Raw genomic sequence first — 19,174 nt, 5'->3', positions numbered from 1 at the left:
CCACCGGGGGCGGGCCGCTGCGGCAACTCCCGTGATCGGCAGCGGCACTGCCGCCCGCCCCGGCACCACGGACCTGGGGCCTGTGACGGCGCCCGGAACGCCGCCGGGGACCGCTCCGGGACCGGCTATGCGGCGGTGTGGCGGCGCCGAAGGAACAGCACCGTCGGGACGGTCATGGCGAGCGGCACGATTCCGGCGACCAGCCAGCCCTGGTGGAGGGCGGCGGTGAAGGCCTGTGGCGAGGCGAGGGAGACCGTGTGCGCCAGCGAGGCCGTAAGGCCCCCTGTGCTCCCGTGGGCGATGCCCGCCACGACGTCGTCGGCGCGCCCGGCCGGAACTCCCGCCGAGGCCAGACGGTCGTGCAGAAGCCGCGGGAAACGGGTGGTGACCAGGGTGCCGAGGATGCTGGGCCCGAGGACGCTGCCGAGCTGGCGGAACATGTTGACCGACGCGGCCGCCATGCCGGCCTGCAACGGCGGCACGCTGTTGACGGCCGCCGCCGTCGAGGGTGCCACCAGCAGGGCCGAACCCACTCCGGCGACGAACAGGCCCGGCCACATCGCGCCGTACCCGCTGAACGGCCCGGCCGCCAGGAGCGCGAAGGCTCCGCCGCCCATCAGGACGAGGCCCGTGGTGAGTGTGACGGCGATGCCGAACCTGCGCACCAGGCGGGCGGCGAATGCGCTGATGACGATGTAGGCGGCGAACATCGGGAGCAGTTTCACCCCGGTCGTCAGGGCACTGTCGTGGGCGACCCGCTCCAGGTACAGAACGGTGAGCAGCGAGATGCCGACGAAGGCCAGCATCGTGACGGCGCCGATGCTCATCACGGTCGTGAACGACGCGTTCCTGAACAGCCGCAGCTCCAGCATGGGATCGCCGTGGCGCAGCTCGACCCGGACGAAGGCCACCAGCGAGACGGCGAACACCGCATACGCGGCGATGATCGTGGGCTCTGCGTAGCCGGTGGCACCGCCCTCGATGATCGCGTACGTCGCCGACGCGACCGCCACGGTGCCGAGCACCATGCCCGCCGGGTCGAACCGGCGCGTCGGATGCCTGCTCTCGCTCACCAGCAGCGGTGTGAGGACGAGGGTGATCAGACCGATGACGACGTCGGTGAGGAAGACCGCGTGCCACGACACCTGGTCCAGCAGCACGCCCGCCACCACCGGCCCGATCGCCAGCCCGAGGCCGGCGCAGCTGGCCCAGATGCTGATGGCCCCGGTCCGCTCATGGGGATCGGCGAAGGTGTGGCTCACGATCGCCAGACTCGCGGGCAGGACGGCGGCGGCGCCGACGCCCATCAGGGCCTGGGCCGCGATGAGGAGTCCGGCGCTCCCCGCCAGGAAGGCGATGAAGCTCCCCAGTGTGAAGAGCGCCACTCCCGCCCAGAACACCCGCCGCCGCCCGAGGAGGTCGCTCAGAGTGCCGGCCGACAGCACCAGGCTGACCACGGCGAGACTGAAGGCGCTGCTCACCCAGACCAGGGTGCTGGAGGAGATGTGGAGGTCGTCCTGGAGCGGGGACAGCGCGGAGATCGTCGACGACACGTTGACGAAGGTCATCATCACGCCGAGGCAGAGGACCAGGAGGGCCCACCACCTCCGTCGGTTCGGGGCGGTGGGTGCAGAGTGCTGTTCTGCGAGGACATTACCCTGGCTAGTGGAAACCATAGCCAGAAGGTAGCACGCTGACTATACAATTGCGTAGCCAGAGGGAGCGTGATCGACATGTCGGAGTCCACGGGAGTGCCGGAGCCCGGTGTCGAGGCCGTGATCACGCGGTCCGGCCGCTTCGCCGACCGCGGCGCCTGGAGCGCAGAGGGCTGGTGCCGCATGGAGCGCGCCCTGGAACTGGTCGGCACCCGTTCCGCGATGGTGCTGATGCGCGAGGTCTATTACGGCGGACGGCGCTTCGACGAACTCGCCCGGCACACCGGCCTGACCGAGGCCGTCACCTCTCAGCGCCTCAAGCGCCTCGTCGACGCCGGCCTGCTGCAGCGGCACCCCTACCGGGAACCGGGCCAGCGGACCAGGTACGAGTACGTACTCACCGATCTGGGCCGGTCGTTGTTCCCGGTGTTCGTGGCGCTGATGGAGTGGGGCGCGCAGCTCGGCGACCGGGCCGGCGTCGAACTGGTCCACGCCGACTGCGGAAGCCCGCTCAACGCCGTGGTGCAGTGCACGAAGGGCCACCCCGTGGGGCTGCAGGACGCGGTCGCGCGGATCGTGTCGGACGGGGAACGCGAGGACCTCTGACGGCGCCGCGCGCCCACCGTCCCGCCGCACGGCGATGCCCCGGGCCCGCACGGCACGAGCCCATGGACCGCCGGGCGCCCGGGCCGTGGCCCTTCATCCCGGGCCCGGGCGCCCGGCGGTCCACGGTGATGACCGGGGGCCCACTCCCTGACGGCGGAGACGACCTCCACGACGACCACGCCCGGGGCGGCGCCGACGACCCGGCCGAGGACTTCCCTGCGCCCGCCGGTCGGGATGCAGACTCGGTGCCGGTTCCGCGAGCCGCAGCAGGGGCAGCAGCGGACCCACCACCACCGCCGGATTCCGAACCGCACGGGATGGTGCCCCCGGGCCGCGGGAACCTCGGAATCGTGGGCCTTCGCCCACGGCGACAGACCGGCGCACCGGGAACACGGCACGCTGAGCGCCTGACGGCCCGGCCGGCCACTGGCCTCACCGTTGCGCCCGCAGGTCAAGGCCCCGGCTCAGCGCAGGACCGGGCTGTGACGGCGGGTCCACGGGCCGAGCGCCGCCGGGAGCGGCCGCCGGTTCAGATCACATGCGGGCCGGAGACGAAGCGGCCGTTCTTGTCATAGGGCCAGGCGTTGGCGATGCATCCGTGCAGACCCTTGATCTGCTGCATCATCACGGGGGCCAGTTGTCCGGGACCCGCACAGGTCATGTGCGTATAGCCCAGGAAGTGCCCCATCTCGTGGTTGATGATCAGCGCCCGGTAGTCGTGGATCGGGCCGACGAACGTGGGCGAGCCCTCGACCCAGCGCTTGAGGTTGACCACGACACCGCCCGCGACCTCGCAGTTGTACTCGCCTCGGGTGTCCTGGTGGATGCCCGTCCAGCACAGGGCGTCCGCCGTTCCCGGTGTCGCGATCTTCACCGTGAGATCGTGGGCGGCTCCCTCACCCACCAACTGGAAGGCGTAGGCCTCGTTGTGGGTCCAGCCCCGTGGAGCGGCGAGAATCCCGGCGATCTCGTTCGCCGCTCGCGCCGGCGAGATGTCCAGCCCCGTCTCGACCTCCACCACATAGCGCAGTGGCTTCGGGCCGTGACCGACCTTCGCCCCGCCGGCCTGCACGGTCACGAACCTGCCGCTGCCGGTCGCGGGGACGTCGATCTCGGTGGGGGTCGGCGTCGGAGTGGGCGTGACGGCCGGGTGGTGCGCGGCGGCGGTGTGCCCCGTGTTCCGCGGGCGCGGCGCACCGCTCGACGCATCGCTTCGTCCGCCGTCCAGGAAGTACGTCACGGACCCGAGCAGGCCGGCAGCCACCAGCACGCCTACCAGGAATCTCCGGCCGCGGCGGCGCGGACGCCGTCTGCCATGGGAGGACCGGTGCCGACTGCGACCACGGTGGGAGGACCGATCCTGGCGGCCACCACGCTCGAAGGCCACGGCGCTGCCGGTGGGCGATGCGGATTCCCGCTCTCGTGCCGTATGCATGGCAGCTCAAACTGGTCATTTCAGATGATCGCCATGAGCTCGCATCATCACGAAACGGTAACGAGTGACCTCCTGGCGCCCACGCGTCACCTCGGTTCGGACCGCCGCCGGGCGGACACCTCGGCCCGTTGTGATCGTTCTGTAACAGCCCCTATCGGAGGCTCTTTCCCGGGACGGCCACCGAACACGTTCTGCTTACACTGTCGAAGTGCCACGAGTCCTGATTGTCGAAGACGACCCAGATGTCCGTAAGGCCGTCCAGCTGGCGCTACGACATCAGGGGCACGACGTCCACGCCGCCGCAACGGGTGAAGAGGGGTTGGAGCAGCTCCGCCCCTTCCACCCGGACGTCGTCGTACTCGACCTCATGCTGCCTGGCATGTCCGGCCTCGACGTGTGCCGGCGGATCCGGGTTCGCGACCAGGTGCCGATCATCATGGTGACGGCCAGGGGGGACGACATCGACATCGTCGTGGGGCTGGAGGCCGGTGCGGACGACTATGTGGTCAAGCCCGTGCAGGCCCGCGTGCTCGACGCGCGAATACGGGCCGTGCTGCGCAGACAGGACTCGTCGGTCCCGGACGGCGTCCGGCCGAGGGCGGAGGCACACGGCGAGCTGGTCATCGACCGGGCCGGCCTCGTGGTGACCCATCGCGGCGAACGCGTCGCACTCGCCCCCTCCGAACTCCGGCTGCTGCTCACCCTGTCGGCCTCGCCCGGCCAGGTGTTCAGCCGCCAGCAACTGCTCGAGGCGGTCTGGGAGCACAGCTACCACGGCGACATACGACTTGTGGACGCATGCGTGAAGCGCTTGCGCGGCAAGCTCGGTGAGGGCAGGGACCCTCGCCATGTGCAGACCGTGCGCGGCTTCGGCTACCGCTTCGGTACCTCGTGAACGGCCGGAGATCCGTGCGCGCACAAAAAACCGTACGTGAAAGCGATCCCGCAGCGGCCGGGCAGGGCCCCGTGCCGGTGCGGTTTCATAGAGCGGTCCTGGCACGCCTCCCGCTTCCGCTGCGGGGCCTGCGCCCCCGCCTGCTGGCGTCCTTCGTCCTGGTGGCCATGGTCAGCGCCCTGAGTACGGGAGCCCTCGCCTTCCGGGAGGCGCGTACGGGGGTGCTGCAGCAGAGTCAGGACGCCGTCATCCGGCAGTTCCGGACGAGCGTCGACGACGTGGCCGTCTACACCCCGCCGACGCCGGACCAGTCGGAACTGGACTCGGCGGTGAACAACGTCCTCTACGCCAACCAGTCGCAGGGGTGGCGGGTCATGGCCACGTACGGCGGCCTGCGCGCCTACACGCCGAGTGCCGACTTCGACAGGCTGAGCCCCGAACTGCTCCGGTCCGTGCACACGAAGCGCGCCGCGGTGTTCCAGCGGGTGAACGCAGACGGGCACCCCTATCTCGTGGTCGGCATGCCGGTCACGTACACCGCCGGTCCGGACACGGAGCCAAGGCTCTCGGGGATGGTGATGTTCCTGGTGGTGCCGCAGAACACCGAAGATGCCTACGTCAAGGCCATGATCAGCGGCATCGAGCGCGCCACCCTGGTGGCACTGTGCCTCGCCGTCGCGCTGGCGCTGGTGGCCGCGAGGGGGGTGCTGCGTCCCGTACGGGCGCTGCGCCGGGCGACGCGCCGGATGGCCGAGGGCCACCTCGACGTCCGCCTGGCCGTCAACGGCTCCGACGAACTGGCCGACCTCTCGCAGTCCTTCAACGACACGGCGGCCGCCCTGGAACGGTCGGTCGCGGAGCTGCGCCGTCTGGAGGCCCAGGCCCGCCGCTTCGTCGCGGACGTCTCCCATGAACTGCGCACGCCGCTGGCGGCGATGACGGCGGTCACCGACGTACTGGACGAGAACGCGCTGCGCCTGGACCGGGAGACCGGCGACGCGCTGCGGCTCATCAGCGAGGGAACCGGCCGGCTGAGCGGACTGGTGAACGACCTGATGGAGATCTCCCGCTTCGACGCGGGCGCGGTCGAACTCAACCTGGACGAGATCGACTTGGCCGAGTCCGTGCAGCGCACTCTCGCCTCCCGGGGATGGCAGGGCCAGGTGGAGACCCATGTGCCCCCGCCGGGGGTGCTCAGGACGCGGGTGGATCCGCGCCGGCTCGACGTGGTGATGGCCAATCTGATCGGCAACGCGCTGCGGCACGGAGCGCCGCCGGTGCGGCTGTCCATGAGTGTGCGGGAGGAACGAGCCGACGTGGCGTGGGCCGTCATCGAGGTGACCGACCACGGACCGGGGATTGCCGAGAAAGCGATGCCGCACATCTTCGAGCGCTTCTACAAGGCGAGCACTTCACGGACCAGAAGCGAGAGCAGCGGTCTGGGCCTGGCCATCACGGTGGAGAACGTGCGCCTGCACGGAGGACGCATCGGTGCGGCGAACCTGCCCGGGGGCGGCGCGGTGTTCACGGTGGAACTCCCCCTGCACCGTGACTCCGCCGGCGTCGGCGACACCGCCGTGGGTGCCGGCCGGTGAAGGGCTCGCGCGTGGGGGCGCTGCTGGTCGGGGTCACGGCCGCGCTCACACTGGCCGCGTGCGGAGTCCCCCCGTCCGGCGTCATCGAGGCCGGCGAACCGGCGGGCGGCATGTCCTCCGCCGGTCCGGAGCCCTCGATACCGACCGTCACCTCCCTCTATTTCCTGCACAACGGCGAGCTGACGGCCCATCTGCGCAAGGTCGGCAAGCCGGTGAGCTACGCGGCGGTCGTGAGCCTGCTCTTCGACGGACCCAGCAAGATCGAGGCCACGACGGCCACCACGGACCTGCCCCACCTGACGGCGAACCCGGAGGTGACGGTCGACGGCGACAACACCGTCTCCATACGCCTGCCCGAAGCCGTCCCGCCCTTCGGTCGTCTGGCCATGATGCAGCTGGCGTGCACGGTCGCCCAGGTGAGATCGACGTTCACCACGACGATCGGGGGCGCCGACGGGGCCGGCGCCGACGGGGCTCCCCCGCCTTCCACGACGCAGTCCCCCGCACCCACGAGTGTCCGGGTCTTCGGGAAGGGGTGGACGATGACGCAGTCGAACGACTCGTGCCCCGCCCTTGAGAAGCCGTAGACACATCGCGGACCGAGGCCTCCTCCGGGACGGGGCGCGGATACCCCGAGGTCGCGGCCGACCACGAGTGCGCCAGGGGAGGCGCCGGTCTGCCGTACCGGCAACGGTCCGTGCCACCGCCTACAGAGTGATCCAGTAGCGGCGCTTGTTGCCCCCTTCGGTGGTGCGGACGTCCTCCAGGACTCCACCGTTGTGCTCGATGGTGCGGATCGACCCGATGTTGTCGTCGTCGCAGGTGACGAGGACTCGATCCAGGCCGAGTGCGCGGGCCTCGGGCAGAACCGTCCCGAGGGCCCACGTCGCCAGGCCGCGTCTGCGGAAGGTGGGCCGGATGCTGTAGCCGATGTGCCCGCCGACGTCGAGCAGGAAGGCGTTCAGGTGGTGCCGCAGATCGATGGCTCCCAGATAGCTGTCGTCCTCGACGATCCACCAGTGGGTGGCATGGACGCGCCCCTCTCCCAAGGCGACCGACGTGTCCGACTGCTGTTTCAGCCGCCGGACCCACTCCGCGAAGTCCTCGGGGTTCTCGAGGTCGGCATCGGGCGCGAGACGCAGCCCGGACCCGTCCTGGTGCGCACTCGGCGGCCACTCGTCACGCGCCGCGAGCCATGAGGAGTGCAACTGGTCCGTGGGAGCGATCAGTTCAGGCATGCGGGCGACGCTAGCACTCATGGACGAGGCACGACCCCCTGTGCTCCGACTGTGCGACGCGGGGAAAGAAACCGGGGCCTGCACGGTCGTAGATCGCCCGTTCAGCCGGTTCAACGCCCAAGTCCGCCACAAGAAGCCGTCACTTCCCCACGGATGTCGACGGGACACATTCCGTTGTCAGTAGGCGGTGAGAAGATCCCGTTCGGACAGCCGAAGGGGAGCCATGGGTACCTGGGACAACGGTCCATTCGACAACGACACCGCCGCAGACTTCGCCGACGACCTGGACGATGCCGCCGTGGAAGAGCGTGAAAACCTCATCCGTAAGGTTCTGATCCGCACCATCGACAACCAGGACTACCTGGAAGCCCCCGACGCTGAGGAGGCAGTGGCCGCTGCTGCCCTGGCTGCCGCTCAATGTCCCGGTGGCGAACCGGTCGGCCCGCACTACGGCCCGGAAGAGCCGGTACCGAGCCTGCCGGCGGATGTCAGGCGATTGGCTTTCGAGGCACTGGCACGAGTCCTTGCGGACGGATCCGAACTGTCCGAACTCTGGGGGGAGACAGCGGGCGGCAGGCGGTGGCGGGGCAGCATTCGCCGGCTTTGCCAGGTCCTCGATCCGACGCCCCGGATGCGGGAGGACGCGCTGTTCGAGATCTGAGCCCAGGTCGCACTCGCGTGTTCCCCGGTGCCCGTCCCCCGGACGTCAGGCAGGCCGGACCTCTTGGCGCCTGACGGCCCTTCGGTTCGGCGGGCTGCCCGATCGGGCGGGCCCGATGTGCACCGCGGCCCTTCCGGTTGCGCTTGGAGCCGTGCTCGGACGGCACAGGCGGCGGTATGGCGGACATGTATCTGCGGTCGACCTCGGCAAACACGTGCGGGGAGCCGGAATCCTCGCACACGGCCGGGCGTCTCTGTCACACCAGTGGTCTCCCACGGCGGCGATTACGCACTCCGGTGAGGCGGACCGCGGCCTCCCCTCAACGCATGAACGCCCCTCCCGGGCCGTGGAAGGGCGCTCAGCGATGGCCGAAGCCGGCAACTGCTCACAGCTCGGCAGCAGGTCGCAGCAATGATCGATGCGGCGGCCGCGGGTCACGGCCGCCGGCGGTCAGTTGTGGCTGTGCAGGATCTCGTTCAGACCGCCCCAGACCGCGTTGTTCGGGCGGGCCTCCACCGCACCCGTGACGGAGTTGCGGCGGAAGAGGATGTTGGAGGCTCCGTTGAGCTCGCGGGCCTTGACGATCTCGCCGTCGGGCATGGTGATCCGGGTGCCGGCGGTGACGTACAGACCGGCCTCGACGACGCACTCGTCGCCGAGCGCGATGCCGACGCCCGCCTCGGCGCCGATCAGGCAGCGCTCGCCGATGGAGATGATGACGTTGCCGCCGCCGGACAGGGTGCCCATGGTGGAGGCACCGCCGCCGATGTCCGAGCCGTCGCCCACCACGACACCGGCCGAGATCCGCCCCTCGACCATGGACGTGCCGAGGGTGCCGGCGTTGAAGTTCACGAAGCCCTCGTGCATGACCGTCGTGCCCTCGGCGAGGTGCGCACCCAGCCGGACCCGGTCGGCGTCGGCGATGCGGACGCCCTTCGGCACGACGTAGTCGGTCATGCGCGGGAACTTGTCGACGGAGGTCACCTGGAGGTGCAGGCCCTCGGCCCGGGCGTTGAGCCGCACCTTCTCGATGTCGTCGACGGCGACGGGGCCGAGCGAGGTCCAGGCGACGTTCGCGAGGAAGCCGAACATGCCCTCCAGGCTCTGGCCGTGCGGCTTGACCAGTCGGTGCGAGAGCAGGTGCAGGCGCAGATAGACGTCGTGGGCGTCGATCGGCTTGTCGTCGAGCGAGGCGATGACCGTACGGACCGCGACCACCTCGACGCCACGGCGCGCATCCGGGCCGATCGCCTTGGCCGCGCCTTCGCCGAGCAGCTCCACGGCGCGCTCGGCGGACAGCCGCTCGGTGCCGGACGGACCGGGCTCGGCGGCCGTCGCGGGCGCGGGGAACCAGGTGTCGAGAACGGTGCCGTCGGCGGCGATCGTGGCAAGTCCGGCGGCCACGGCACCGGTGGTACGAGGAGCAGTCGTGTCGGTCATGGGGGAAACCTAACGTGGCCGGGGGCGCGCGGGCGAACCGGTGTCCGGGCGTCTCATGTGCCGGGAGGGTCCCGGCCCCGCGAGGCCGGGGCGGCTGCGTCGCCGACCGGTCCGGTGCGCCGGGTGTCACGGCCGCGGAATGACCCGCGACAGCACGTCCCTGGCGTACCCCTCGTCGTACGGCGACCCCGTCAGCAGCACCTGGAGACATATCCCGTCCATCAGGGCGAGCAGAGCCCGCGCGGTCACCGGGTCGGTGCGCCGGGCCAGCCGCTCGGCGGTCTCCTCGGTCCACTCGGCGGCGACGGGGCGCAGGGCGGACCGTCGCAGGGCCGCGAGATACAGCTCGTACTCCAGCTCGACGCCCGTGCGATCGCCGCCGAGCCATGTCCCGAGGGCCCGGGCGAGGTCTGCGGCCAGGTCGCCCTCCGCGTCCTCCAGACCGCTCGCCGCGAGTGCCTTGGCGAAGCCCTCGTTCGTCTGCCGCAGTGCCGCGACCATCAACTCGTCCAGGGTCGCGAAGTGGTACGTCGTGGAGCCGAGGGGCACGTCCGCCTCGGCGGCGACGGAGCGGTGGCTCAGTCCGGCGATGCCCTTCTCCCCCACTACGCGGATCGCCGCGTCGATGATCCGCTGCCGTCGCTCGGGGTCGTACCGACGTGACATCAGTGCGCGCCTCCCATGTTCAGTACGACCACCCCGCCGACGATCAGCGTGAGGCCGGCGATCTTCGCCAGATCCAGTCCTTCCCCGAACAGCACCAGGCCGATCCCCACCACGGTCGCGGTGCCGACCCCGGACCAGATCGCATAGGCCGTGCCGATGGAGACGGTCTTCAGGGTCTGCGCGAGCAGTGCGAAGGAGATGACGTAGCCGAGGAGGGTCACCAGCGAGGGCCATGGCCTGCTGAAGCCTTCGCTGTACTTCAGGGCCGTGGTGGCGACGACTTCGGCGGCTATGGCCCCGGAGAGGAAGGCGTATCCCATGTGTACGAGTGTACGTATCGATGCGTACACCCGTACACACGCAGCTGCCCACAACCGCAGAACGGCGACGCCCGTCGGGCGTCGCCGTTCTCCTCAGCCGGAAAGGTCCGGTGGACCGGTGGGTCTCAGACGTTGAAGCCGAGCGCCCGAAGCTGCTCGCGGCCGTCGTCCGTGATCTTGTCGGGGCCCCACGGCGGCATCCACACCCAGTTGATCCGCAGCTCGCTGACCAGACCGTCCGTGGCGGACTTGGCCTGGTCCTCGATGACGTCCGTCAGCGGACAGGCCGCCGAGGTCAGGGTCATGTCCACGGTGGCGATGTTCGCCGAATCGTCGATGTGGATGCCGTAGATCAGGCCGAGGTTGACGACGTCGATGCCCAGTTCGGGGTCGACGACGTCCATCAGGGCCTCGCGGAGCTCCTCCTCCGAGACCGGCTTCATCTCCACGGTGTCGCTCATGCCGTCTTCCTTTCGGCGTCGGCTCCGCCCAGCGCCTGGGCCGTCGCGTCCTTCCACGCCATCCAGCTCAGGAGGGCGCACTTCACCCGCGCCGGGTACTTGGAGACGCCGGCGAACGCCACCGCGTCCTCCAGCACCTCCTCCATCGCGTCGTCGGGTTCGAGTCGTCCCTTGGACTGCATCAGTTCCAGGAAGGTCTCCTGGATCTTCTGCGCGTCGGCCAGCTCCCTGCCGACGAGGAGTTCGTTCAGTACGGAGGCCGATGCCTGGCTGATGGAGCAGCCCTGACCCTCGTACGAGACGTCCTTGATCGTCGTACCGTCGTACTTCACACGCAGCGTGATCTCGTCGCCGCAGGTCGGATTGACGTGGTGCACCTCGGCGTCGCCATCCCTCAGACCACGCCCGTGCGGGTTCTTGTAGTGGTCCAGGATGACTTCCTGGTACATCGAATCCAGCTTCACGGTTTCAGCACGCCCTTCAGCCGAAGAAGTTCCGTACGTGCTCCAGCCCCTCGACCAGTGCGTCGATCTCGGCCGGCGTGGAGTACAGATAGAACGACGCTCGCGTGGTCGCAGGAATTCCGTACCGCAGGCAGACGGGGCGGGCGCAGTGGTGGCCGACCCGGACCGCGATGCCCTGCTCGTCGAGGACCTGTCCCACGTCGTGCGGGTGGATGTCACCGAGCGTGAAGGAGATCGCCGCGCCCCGGTCCTCGGCCGTGGTCGGGCCGATGATCTTCAGGTCGGGGACCTCGCTCAGCCGCTGCACCGCGTATTCGGTGAGCGCGTGCTCGTGGGCGAGGATCCTGTCCATGCCGATCGAGTTCAGATAGTCGATCGCCGCACCGAGGCCGACCGCCTGCGCGATCGGCGGCGTACCCGCCTCGAACTTGTGCGGGGCCGGGGCGTACGTCGACGAGTGCATCGACACGGTCTCGATCATCTCGCCGCCGCCCAGGAACGGAGGCAGGTCCTCCAGGAGCTCCTGGCGTCCCCACAGCACACCGATACCCGTCGGGCCGCACATCTTGTGGCCGGTGAAGGCCACGAAGTCCGCCTGCAGCGCCTGCACGTCCAGTGGCATGTGCGGCGCGGCCTGGGAGGCGTCGATGCAGACCAGGGCGCCGACCTCCTGAGCGCGCCGGACTATCGCCTCGACCGGGTTGACCGTGCCCAGGATGTTGGACACCAGCACAAAGGAGACAATCTTCGTCTTCTCGGTGATGATCTCGTCGATGTTCGACAGGTCGAGCCGGCCGTCGTCGGTGAGGCCGAACCACTTCAGCTTCGCGCCCGTGCGCTGCGCCAGCAGCTGCCACGGCACGATGTTGGAGTGGTGCTCCATCTCCGTGATGACGATCTCGGTCTCGTGGTCCACCCGGTAGGGCTCGTCGGCCCAGCCGAGCATGTTCGCCACGAGGTTGAGCGATTCGGAGGCGTTCTTGGTGACGATCACCTCGTCGCGGCTCGGTGCGTTGATGAACGCGGCGACCTTGTCACGCGCGCCCTCGTACAGCGCCGTGGCCTCCTCGGCGAGCACATGCACACCGCGGTGGACGTTGGCGTTGTAGCGCTCGTAGTACTCGGCGAGGACGTCGAGCACCTGGCGCGGCTTCTGCGAGGTCGCGGCGTTGTCCAGGTACACGAGCTTCTTGCCGTCGTGGACCAGCCGGTCCAGGACGGGGAAGTCCTTGCGGATCGCCTCGGTGTCGAGGAGGCCCGGCAGCTGTGTCACGCGGATACGCCACCCTTCACGTATGCCTCGTAGCCCTCGGCCTCCAGCTTGTCCGCGAGCTCGGGACCGCCGGACTCGACGATGCGGCCACCGGCGAACACATGCACGCGGTCGGGCTTGATGTAGCGCAGGATGCGCGTGTAGTGCGTGATCAGCAGGGTGCCGACCTCGCCGGACTCACGGACGCGGTTGACGCCCTCGGAGACGATGCGCAGCGCGTCGACGTCGAGGCCGGAGTCCGTCTCGTCGAGGATCGCGATCTTCGGCTTGAGCAGCTCGAGCTGGAGGATCTCGTGGCGCTTCTTCTCACCGCCGGAGAAGCCCTCGTTCACGTTGCGCTCGGCGAAGGAGGGGTCCATGTGGAGACTCTCCATGGTCTCCTTGACCTCCTTCACCCAGGTGCGCAGCTTGGGGGCCTCGCCGCGGATCGCGGTGGCGGAGGTGCGCAGGAAGTTGGAGACGGAGACGCCGGGGACCTCGACCGGGTACTGCATCGCCAGGAACAGGCCCGCGCGGGCGCGCTCGTCGACGGACATCTCAAGGACGTCCTCGCCGTCGAGCAGCACGGTGCCGCCGGTGATCGTGTACTTCGGGTGACCGGCGAGCGAGTAGGCGAGAGTCGACTTGCCCGAGCCGTTGGGGCCCATGATGGCGTGCGTCTCGCCCTGACTCACGGTGAGGTCGACGCCCTTGAGGATCTCCTTCGTGGCGTTGTCGGCCTCGACGGTGACGTGCAGGTCTCGGATTTCAAGCGTTGCCATGGGTGCCTCAGGACTCCTGGGTGAGGGAGACGAGCACGTCGTCCCCTTCGATCTTTACGGGGTAAACGGGGACGGGGCGCGTCGCGGGAAGGGCGTCGGGCTTTCCGGAACGGAGGTCGAAGCGCGAGCCGTGCAGCCAGCACTCGATGTGGCAGTCGTCGACCTCGCCCTCGGAGAGCGACACGTTGGCGTGGGAGCAGATGTCGTTGATCGCGAACACCTCTCCCTCGGTCCTGACGACCGAGATCGGCGTGCCGTCGAGTTCCACCCGCTTCGGGGTGTCCTCCTCCAGCTCGCCCAGCCCGCAGACGCGTACGAACAAGGTCATGCGACCGATGCCTCCAGCTCCTCCTCGATCTTGGCGATCAGGCGTTCCTCGATGTCGCCGACGCCGATCTGCTGGACCAGCTCGGCGAAGAAGCCGCGGACGACGAGGCGGCGGGCCTCGTGCTCGGGGATGCCGCGGGCCATCAGGTAGAAGAGCTGCTCGTCGTCGAAGCGGCCGGTCGCGGAGGCGTGGCCGGCGCCGACGATCTCGCCGGTCTCGATCTCCAGGTTCGGGACCGAGTCGACGCGGGAGCCGTCCGTGAGGACCAGGTTGCGGTTCATCTCGTAGGTGTCCGTGCCCTCGGCCTTGGCCTCGATGAGCACGTCACCGATCCACACGGCGTGCGCGTCGTCGCCCTGGAGCGCGCCCTTGTACACGACGTTCGACTTGCAGTGCGGAGCGTTGTGGTCGACGAAGAGCCGGTGCTCCTGGTGCTGGCCCTTGTCGGTGAAGTAGAGCCCGAACAGCTCGGCCTCGCCGCCGGTGCCCGCGTAGGTCACGCGCGGGTGCACGCGTACGACGTCCCCGCCGAAGGTGACGACGACGGACTTGAAGGAGGCGTCACGGCCGACGAGCGCGTTGTGCTGGGCGACGTGCACCGACTTCTCGTCCCAGTCCTGGACGGAGACCACGGTCAGCTTGGCGCCGTCACCGAGGAGGTAGTCGACGTTCGCGGCGAGTACCGCGTCACCGGTGTGGTCGATGACGACGACGGCCTCGGCGAAGGCACCGAGCTCGATCACCTGGTGGCCGAAGGCGACCCCGCCCTCGCCGTGCACGGCGATGCGGATCGGCTCGGTGAGCACCGTCTCCTTGGGGACCGTCACCACGCCGGCCTGCTCGAACGCCGAGTACGCCTGCGCCGCGACCCGGTCCACCGGGGTGCCCGCCCGGCCCGGCCGCGCGTCGTCGCGGCCGACGGTCTCGACGACGACGCCCTCGGGGGCCTCGACGGTGACCTTCACGCCGCCGCCGTTCGCGACGGCGGTGCCGTCGTGCAGCCCGCGCAGTCGCTCCAGCGGCGTGAACCGCCACTCCTCCTCGCGGCCGTGCGGGACCGGGAAGTCGGCCACGTCGAAGGACGGCGGCGCGCTCATGCGCGTGGCGACGGTCGACTCGGCGGCCACCGCGATCGAGCCCGCGGTGGTCGCTCCCACGGGGATGTTCTGGGCCTCAGCCATGGCTGTCGTTGTGCTCTCTTCCTGCGTCGGTTGTGATCCTCGGCCCGCCCCGTACGGGCGGGCCGGCGCTGCTCAAAAGGGGCGGGTCAGCCGACCGCGCCTTCCATCTGCAGCTCGATCAGCCGGTTGAGCTCCAGCGCGTACTCCATGGGCAGCTCCTTGGCGATCGGCTCGACGAAGCCGCGCACGATCATCGCCATCGCCTCGAACTCGGTCAGGCCGCGGCTCATCAGGTAGAAGAGCTGGTCCTCGGAGACCTTGGAGACGGTCGCCTCGTGGCCCATGGACACGTCGTCCTCGCGGACGTCCACGTAGGGGTACGTGTCGGAGCGGGAGATCGTGTCGACCAGCAGCGCGTCGCAGAGCACGTTGGACTTGGAGCCCGCGGCGCCCTCGCCGATCTCGACCAGGCCGCGGTACGAGGTGCGGCCGCCACCGCGCGCCACCGACTTGGAGACGATGTTGGAGGAGGTGTTCGGCGCCATGTGGACCATCTTGGAACCGGCGTCCTGGTGCTGGCCCTCGCCCGCGAACGCGATGGAGAGCGTCTCGCCCTTGGCGTGCTCGCCCATCAGGTAGACGGCCGGGTACTTCATCGTCACCTTGGAGCCGATGTTGCCGTCGATCCACTCCATGGTCGCGCCCTCGTAGGCGACGGCGCGCTTGGTGACCAGGTTGTAGACGTTGTTCGACCAGTTCTGGATGGTCGTGTAGCGGCAGCGGGCGTTCTTCTTGACGATGATCTCCACGACCGCGGAGTGCAGCGAGTCCGACTTGTAGATCGGCGCCGTGCACCCCTCGACGTAGTGCACGTAGGCACCTTCGTCGACGATGATCAGGGTCCGCTCGAACTGGCCCATGTTCTCCGTGTTGATGCGGAAGTAGGCCTGGAGCGGGATCTCCACGTGCACGCCCGGCGGCACGTAGATGAAGGAGCCGCCCGACCACACGGCGGTGTTCAGGGAGGCGAACTTGTTGTCACCGGCGGGGATGACCGTCCCGAAGTACTCCTTGAAGAGCTCCGGGTGCTCCTTCAGAGCGGTGTCGGTGTCCAGGAAGATGACGCCCTGCTCCTCCAGGTCCTCGCGGATCTGGTGGTAGACGACCTCCGACTCGTACTGGGCCGCGACACCGGCCACGAGGCGCTGCTTCTCCGCCTCCGGGATGCCGAGCTTGTCGTACGTGTTCTTGATGTCCTCGGGCAGGTCCTCCCAGGACTCCGCCTGCTTCTCCGTGGAGCGCACGAAGTACTTGATGTTGTCGAAGTCGATGCCCGACAGGTCCGAGCCCCAGTTCGGCATGGGCTTCTTCTCGAAGAGGCGCAGGCCCTTCAGGCGCAGCTTGGTCATCCACTCCGGCTCCGACTTCTTGCCGGAGATGTCGCGGACGACGTCCTCGTTCAGACCACGCTTCGCCGCGGCACCGGCTGCGTCGGAGTCGGCCCAGCCGTATTCGTACTTGCCCAGGCCCTCGAGTTCGGGGTGAGCAGTCTCCGTGGGGAGAGTCATGCGGGGTTCCTCCCGGCCGTGCTGGCAGATGCGTTGTGGGTGGTCTCGGAAATCGGTGAGGTTTGGGGTGCCTTGGGGATGAACGTCGTGCAGACGCCGTCGCCGTGCGCGATCGTGGCCAGTCGCTGGACGTGCGTGCCGAGCAGCTGGGAGAAGACTTCCGTCTCGACCTCGCACAGCTGCGGGAACTGCTCCGCGACATGGGCGACCGGGCAGTGGTGCTGGCAGAGCTGCTCGCCGACCGGTGCGCTGCGCGCCGTAGCAGCGTACCCGTCCACGCTCAAGGCCTTCGCCAGGGCTTCGGTGCGCTGCTCGGGGTCGGCGGCCTCGATCGCCTTGCGGTAGGCGGCGGCCTGCTCGACGAGCCGGGCGCGGGCGAAGGCCACGACGGCCTCGTCCCCGCCGTACCGCTGCTGGATCCAGCGCAGGGCGTCCGCGGCGAGCTTGTCGTAGGACTGGTCGAAGGCGTCACGGCCGCAGTCGGTGAGCGCGAATGCCTTGGCGGGGCGACCGCGCGTGCGCGCCCCGTACACGCGCTGCTCACGGGGGGCCACGACGTCGTCGGCGACCAGTGCGTCCAGATGCCGCCGTACGGCCGCCTGGGTGAGCCCCAGCCTGCCGGCGAGCTCGGCGACGGTCGACGGGCCGTGGTCCAGGATGGACCGCGCGACGCGGTTGCGCGTGGAGCGCTCCCCGGTCGCGAACTCCTCCTGAGGGACCCCCGTGGGGGTCTCCCGAGCCTCGCCGACGTTTTTCACAACGCCATTGTTGCGTAATTCCTCAGAGACTGACAAGCGCCGCCCTCACGGCCCGGCGGTGCGGTGCATCACTTAGGTTCACCTAAAACGACCTGCGGAAACGATCTTTGATCGATCAAACCGGTGGCGCCCGCCCGGGCGGTGGGGAAGACTCCCGGACCATGCCCGTACCCCCTCCCACCGGCCCTCTTGTCACTCGGGACAGCCTCGCCGCCCAGCTGCGCGCCCTCGGTGTGGAGCCCGGCGAGACGCTGCTCGTGCACTCCTCCCTCAGCGCGCTCGGCTGGGTGAGCGGAGGGGCGGTCTCGGTCGTCCAGGGAATCCTCGACGCACTCGGTCCCGACGGCACCGTGGTGGTCCCCACCCAGACCGGCGACCTGTCGGATCCCGCGGTGTGGAGCAATCCGCCCGTACCCGAGGAGTGGTGGGAGACCATCCGGGCGACGATGCCCGCCTACGACCCGCTTCTCACCCCGTCGCGGGGCGTCGGCGCGATACCGGAGACACTGCGCACATGGCCGGGCGCCCTGCGCAGCGCCCACCCGCAGACGTCGTTCGCCGCGGTCGGAGCGCGGGCGGCGGAGATCGTCGAGGGCCACGCGCCCGACTGCCGCCTCGGAGAGCGGAGCCCGCTCGCCCGGCTGGAGGCGATGGCCGCCCGCGTGCTCCTGCTCGGAGCGGGCTACGACACCTGCACAAGCTTCCACCTCGCCGAGTACCGGATGCCCGCGCCGCTCGTCCGGGTGGGGCGGCCGGGACCGGACGGCTGGGAAGTGGTGACGGAGGTCTCGATCACCTCGGACCGGTTCGACGAACTGGGCCACGACTTCGAGCGGGACCGGCCGGTGGTGCGGGGCAGGGTGGGGGCGGCCCACGCACGGCTGTTCCCCGTGGCAGACGCCGTGGCGTACGCGCAGCGGTGGCTCGCTCTGCACCGGCCGGGAGCGGAGTAGTTTGCCGACCCCCTCGTCAAGCACCCCACGCGGCTACCTAGACTCTGGACCCATGCGAAGTGAGCCGGTCGTCCAGGTGCGGTCCCTGGTGAAGCGGTACGGCGCGAAGGCAGCGGTGGACGGCCTCGATCTGGAGGCCGGGGCGGGTGTCACCGCCGTGCTCGGCCCGAACGGGGCCGGCAAGACGACCACGGTCGAGACCTGCGAGGGGTACCGGAGGCCGGATTCCGGCACGGTACGCGTCCTGGGCCTCGACCCGGTCCGTGAAGCCTCCGCGCTGCGCCCCCGTATAGGTGTGATGCTCCAGTCGGGCGGCGTGTACTCGGGCGCCCGCGCCGACGAGATGCTCCGCCATGTCGCCAGACTGCACGCGCACCCACTGGACGTGGACACGCTCATCGAACGGCTGGGGCTCACCGGCTGCGGACGCACCAGCTACCGGCGCCTGTCGGGCGGGCAGCAGCAGCGGCTGGCACTCGCCATGGCCGTCGTCGGCCGACCCGAGCTGGTCTTCCTGGACGAACCGACCGCGGGCCTCGACCCGCAGGCCCGCCGTGCCACCTGGGACCTCGTCCGCGATCTGCGCGCCGACGGCGTGTCCGTGATCCTCACGACGCACTACATGGACGAGGCCGAGCAGCTCGCCGACGACGTGGCGATCATCGACTCCGGCCGGGTCGTCGCGCAGGGCTCCCCGGAGGCGCTGTGCCGGGGTGGCGCCGAGAACACGCTGCGCTTCACGGGCCGCCCGGGTCTGGACGTGGGGTCCCTGCTCAAGGCCCTGCCGGTGGACTCCAGCGCGGGCGAGGTGACGCCGGGCGCCTACCGCATCGTCGGCAAGGTCAACCCGCAACTGCTCGCGACGGTCACCTCCTGGTGCGCCCAGCACGGGGTGATGCCGGACCGGATCTCCGTCGAACGGCACACCCTCGAAGACGTCTTCCTCGAGCTGACAGGCAAGGAGCTGCGTTCGTGA

Annotated in this window: 21 protein-coding genes; 7 read left to right on the top strand and 14 right to left on the bottom strand. The window is 69.6% G+C overall.

Annotated features, from left to right (window positions below):
* Window positions 1-125: 125 nt before the first annotated feature.
* Complete coding sequence (locus tag RCR19_RS28205) at window positions 126-1,676, bottom strand: MFS transporter (protein ID WP_331267671.1); 1,551 nt, start codon at window positions 1,674-1,676, stop codon at window positions 126-128.
* Between the two features lie 57 nt (window positions 1,677-1,733).
* Here RCR19_RS28205 and RCR19_RS28200 point away from each other — a divergent pair, with 57 nt between their 5' ends.
* Window positions 1,734-2,261 (top strand): helix-turn-helix domain-containing protein, encoded by a 528-nt coding sequence (locus tag RCR19_RS28200; RefSeq protein WP_059128769.1) that lies wholly within the window; start codon window positions 1,734-1,736, stop codon window positions 2,259-2,261.
* Between the two features lie 529 nt (window positions 2,262-2,790).
* On the opposite strand, the gene RCR19_RS28195 is transcribed toward RCR19_RS28200, so the two are convergent.
* Window positions 2,791-3,531 carry a DUF3152 domain-containing protein gene (locus RCR19_RS28195; protein WP_331267670.1) on the bottom strand — a complete coding sequence of 247 codons (741 nt, stop codon included), beginning with the start codon at window positions 3,529-3,531 and terminating at the stop codon, window positions 2,791-2,793.
* 373 nt (window positions 3,532-3,904) lie between these two features.
* On the opposite strand from RCR19_RS28195, the gene RCR19_RS28190 reads away from it, so the two are divergent.
* The 3 genes from RCR19_RS28190 to RCR19_RS28180 all read left to right on the top strand — a co-directional run bounded on the left by RCR19_RS28190 (window position 3,905) and on the right by RCR19_RS28180 (window position 6,773).
* Entirely contained in the window at window positions 3,905-4,591 is a 687-nt protein-coding gene (locus RCR19_RS28190; RefSeq protein ID WP_331267669.1) for a response regulator transcription factor, read from the top strand.
* Window positions 4,592-4,758: 167 nt separating this feature from the next.
* Window positions 4,759-6,186, top strand: coding sequence for a HAMP domain-containing sensor histidine kinase (locus RCR19_RS28185; RefSeq protein ID WP_331269580.1), 1,428 nt, complete (start codon window positions 4,759-4,761; stop codon window positions 6,184-6,186).
* Window positions 6,183-6,773: a hypothetical protein gene (locus tag RCR19_RS28180; RefSeq protein ID WP_331267668.1), complete on the top strand. Its 591-nt coding sequence runs from the start codon at window positions 6,183-6,185 to the stop codon at window positions 6,771-6,773. Before RCR19_RS28185 ends, RCR19_RS28180 begins: the two co-directional genes overlap by 4 nt.
* Window positions 6,774-6,893: 120 nt before the next feature.
* On the opposite strand, the gene RCR19_RS28175 is transcribed toward RCR19_RS28180, so the two are convergent.
* A complete protein-coding gene (locus RCR19_RS28175) occupies window positions 6,894-7,424 on the bottom strand; it encodes a GNAT family N-acetyltransferase (RefSeq protein ID WP_331267667.1) in 531 nt (176 codons plus the stop codon).
* Between the two features lie 223 nt (window positions 7,425-7,647).
* Between RCR19_RS28175 and RCR19_RS28170 the strand changes: the two genes are divergently transcribed.
* The gene (locus tag RCR19_RS28170) at window positions 7,648-8,085 is read left to right on the top strand and encodes a DUF4259 domain-containing protein (RefSeq protein ID WP_331267666.1); all 438 of its coding nucleotides are present in this window, start codon (window positions 7,648-7,650) and stop codon (window positions 8,083-8,085) included.
* 450 nt (window positions 8,086-8,535) lie between these two features.
* Here the strand turns inward: RCR19_RS28170 and dapD are convergent, their stop codons facing one another.
* From dapD to RCR19_RS28115, 11 genes are all read right to left on the bottom strand, one after another.
* Entirely contained in the window at window positions 8,536-9,525 is a 990-nt protein-coding gene (gene dapD, locus RCR19_RS28165) for a 2,3,4,5-tetrahydropyridine-2,6-dicarboxylate N-succinyltransferase (RefSeq protein ID WP_331267665.1), read from the bottom strand.
* A gap of 126 nt (window positions 9,526-9,651) precedes the next feature.
* Complete coding sequence (locus RCR19_RS28160) at window positions 9,652-10,191, bottom strand: TetR family transcriptional regulator (RefSeq protein WP_331267664.1); 540 nt, start codon at window positions 10,189-10,191, stop codon at window positions 9,652-9,654.
* The gene (locus tag RCR19_RS28155; RefSeq protein WP_331267663.1) at window positions 10,191-10,511 is read right to left on the bottom strand and encodes a multidrug efflux SMR transporter; all 321 of its coding nucleotides are present in this window, start codon (window positions 10,509-10,511) and stop codon (window positions 10,191-10,193) included. Before RCR19_RS28155 ends, RCR19_RS28160 begins: the two co-directional genes overlap by 1 nt.
* A 125-nt stretch (window positions 10,512-10,636) precedes the next feature.
* Complete coding sequence (locus RCR19_RS28150; RefSeq protein WP_059133070.1) at window positions 10,637-10,972, bottom strand: metal-sulfur cluster assembly factor; 336 nt, start codon at window positions 10,970-10,972, stop codon at window positions 10,637-10,639.
* Window positions 10,969-11,436: a Fe-S cluster assembly sulfur transfer protein SufU gene (gene sufU / locus RCR19_RS28145; RefSeq protein ID WP_059133071.1), complete on the bottom strand. Its 468-nt coding sequence runs from the start codon at window positions 11,434-11,436 to the stop codon at window positions 10,969-10,971. The genes RCR19_RS28150 and sufU overlap by 4 nt, the downstream gene beginning before the upstream one ends.
* Window positions 11,437-11,452: 16 nt before the next feature.
* Entirely contained in the window at window positions 11,453-12,709 is a 1,257-nt protein-coding gene (locus RCR19_RS28140) for a cysteine desulfurase (RefSeq protein WP_331267662.1), read from the bottom strand.
* Window positions 12,706-13,470, bottom strand: a complete 765-nt coding sequence (gene sufC / locus RCR19_RS28135; protein WP_331267661.1) for a Fe-S cluster assembly ATPase SufC — start codon at window positions 13,468-13,470, stop codon at window positions 12,706-12,708. The genes RCR19_RS28140 and sufC overlap by 4 nt, the downstream gene beginning before the upstream one ends.
* A gap of 7 nt (window positions 13,471-13,477) precedes the next feature.
* Window positions 13,478-13,798: a non-heme iron oxygenase ferredoxin subunit gene (locus RCR19_RS28130; RefSeq protein WP_059133074.1), complete on the bottom strand. Its 321-nt coding sequence runs from the start codon at window positions 13,796-13,798 to the stop codon at window positions 13,478-13,480.
* Window positions 13,795-14,979 carry a Fe-S cluster assembly protein SufD gene (gene sufD / locus RCR19_RS28125; protein WP_331267660.1) on the bottom strand — a complete coding sequence of 395 codons (1,185 nt, stop codon included), beginning with the start codon at window positions 14,977-14,979 and terminating at the stop codon, window positions 13,795-13,797. The genes RCR19_RS28130 and sufD overlap by 4 nt, the downstream gene beginning before the upstream one ends.
* Window positions 14,980-15,065: 86 nt before the next feature.
* Window positions 15,066-16,487 carry a Fe-S cluster assembly protein SufB gene (gene sufB / locus RCR19_RS28120; RefSeq protein WP_331267659.1) on the bottom strand — a complete coding sequence of 474 codons (1,422 nt, stop codon included), beginning with the start codon at window positions 16,485-16,487 and terminating at the stop codon, window positions 15,066-15,068.
* Window positions 16,484-17,245, bottom strand: a complete 762-nt coding sequence (locus RCR19_RS28115; protein WP_331267658.1) for a metalloregulator ArsR/SmtB family transcription factor — start codon at window positions 17,243-17,245, stop codon at window positions 16,484-16,486. The genes sufB and RCR19_RS28115 overlap by 4 nt, the downstream gene beginning before the upstream one ends.
* Window positions 17,246-17,406: 161 nt before the next feature.
* Here RCR19_RS28115 and RCR19_RS28110 point away from each other — a divergent pair, with 161 nt between their 5' ends.
* Together RCR19_RS28110 and RCR19_RS28105 are read left to right on the top strand one after the other, a co-directional pair.
* A complete protein-coding gene (locus RCR19_RS28110) occupies window positions 17,407-18,198 on the top strand; it encodes an AAC(3) family N-acetyltransferase (RefSeq protein WP_331267657.1) in 792 nt (263 codons plus the stop codon).
* 52 nt (window positions 18,199-18,250) lie between these two features.
* Window positions 18,251-19,174 carry an ABC transporter ATP-binding protein gene (locus tag RCR19_RS28105; RefSeq protein WP_331267656.1) on the top strand — a complete coding sequence of 308 codons (924 nt, stop codon included), beginning with the start codon at window positions 18,251-18,253 and terminating at the stop codon, window positions 19,172-19,174.

It is taken from the genome of Streptomyces sp. WAC07094, from assembly GCF_036320405.1.
GTDB lineage: Bacteria > Actinomycetota > Actinomycetes > Streptomycetales > Streptomycetaceae > Streptomyces > Streptomyces lannensis.
This window is presented reverse-complemented; position numbering and strand designations above follow the sequence as displayed.

What these genes read in the sequence shown, in the direction of transcription:
- RCR19_RS28205 (WP_331267671.1), bottom strand. Translation starts at nt 1,676, where the DNA reads ATGGTTTCCACTAGCCAGGGTAATGTCCTCGCAGAACAGCACTCTGCA.
- RCR19_RS28200 (WP_059128769.1), top strand. Translation starts at nt 1,734, where the DNA reads ATGTCGGAGTCCACGGGAGTGCCGGAGCCCGGTGTCGAGGCCGTGATC.
- RCR19_RS28185 (WP_331269580.1), top strand. Translation starts at nt 4,759, where the DNA reads ATGGTCAGCGCCCTGAGTACGGGAGCCCTCGCCTTCCGGGAGGCGCGT.
- RCR19_RS28175 (WP_331267667.1), bottom strand. Translation starts at nt 7,424, where the DNA reads ATGCCTGAACTGATCGCTCCCACGGACCAGTTGCACTCCTCATGGCTC.
- RCR19_RS28170 (WP_331267666.1), top strand. Translation starts at nt 7,648, where the DNA reads ATGGGTACCTGGGACAACGGTCCATTCGACAACGACACCGCCGCAGAC.
- dapD (WP_331267665.1), bottom strand. Translation starts at nt 9,525, where the DNA reads ATGACCGACACGACTGCTCCTCGTACCACCGGTGCCGTGGCCGCCGGA.
- RCR19_RS28160 (WP_331267664.1), bottom strand. Translation starts at nt 10,191, where the DNA reads ATGTCACGTCGGTACGACCCCGAGCGACGGCAGCGGATCATCGACGCG.
- RCR19_RS28155 (WP_331267663.1), bottom strand. Translation starts at nt 10,511, where the DNA reads ATGGGATACGCCTTCCTCTCCGGGGCCATAGCCGCCGAAGTCGTCGCC.
- RCR19_RS28150 (WP_059133070.1), bottom strand. Translation starts at nt 10,972, where the DNA reads ATGAGCGACACCGTGGAGATGAAGCCGGTCTCGGAGGAGGAGCTCCGC.
- sufC (WP_331267661.1), bottom strand. Translation starts at nt 13,470, where the DNA reads ATGGCAACGCTTGAAATCCGAGACCTGCACGTCACCGTCGAGGCCGAC.
- RCR19_RS28130 (WP_059133074.1), bottom strand. Translation starts at nt 13,798, where the DNA reads ATGACCTTGTTCGTACGCGTCTGCGGGCTGGGCGAGCTGGAGGAGGAC.
- sufD (WP_331267660.1), bottom strand. Translation starts at nt 14,979, where the DNA reads ATGGCTGAGGCCCAGAACATCCCCGTGGGAGCGACCACCGCGGGCTCG.
- sufB (WP_331267659.1), bottom strand. Translation starts at nt 16,487, where the DNA reads ATGACTCTCCCCACGGAGACTGCTCACCCCGAACTCGAGGGCCTGGGC.
- RCR19_RS28110 (WP_331267657.1), top strand. Translation starts at nt 17,407, where the DNA reads ATGCCCGTACCCCCTCCCACCGGCCCTCTTGTCACTCGGGACAGCCTC.
- RCR19_RS28105 (WP_331267656.1), top strand. Translation starts at nt 18,251, where the DNA reads ATGCGAAGTGAGCCGGTCGTCCAGGTGCGGTCCCTGGTGAAGCGGTAC.